This window comes from Pantoea sp. SIMBA_079, from assembly GCF_046940275.1.
GTDB lineage: Bacteria > Pseudomonadota > Gammaproteobacteria > Enterobacterales > Enterobacteriaceae > Pantoea > Pantoea borealis.
In genome coordinates this window covers 1-236 of record NZ_JAWRYR010000911.1, presented here as the reverse complement: position 1 = coordinate 236, position 236 = coordinate 1, and the positions used below count along the sequence as shown (strand labels likewise).

Annotated in this window: 1 pseudogene; it reads right to left on the bottom strand. The window is 40.3% G+C overall.

Features of this window, described 5'->3' with window-relative positions:
- A pseudogene (murB, locus tag SB719_RS22585) lies at positions 1–236 on the bottom strand (UDP-N-acetylmuramate dehydrogenase); the annotation flags it as partial.

Sequence of the window (236 nt, the reverse complement as noted above, 5' to 3'; positions counted from 1 at the left end):
CTCCTCACCAATGATTTTAACCTCTGTTTCAATTTCAATATTGTATTTTCTTTTCACCGTTTCCTGAATATATTGAATCAAGTGCAGATAATCCGTTGATGTTGCATGATTTATATTCACAATAAAGCCAGCATGCTTCGTTGAGACCTCCGCACCCCCAATCCGTTTCCCCTGCAAACCGCTATCAGAGATTAATTTACCTGCAAAATAATTGGGCGGACGCTTAAAGACGCTGC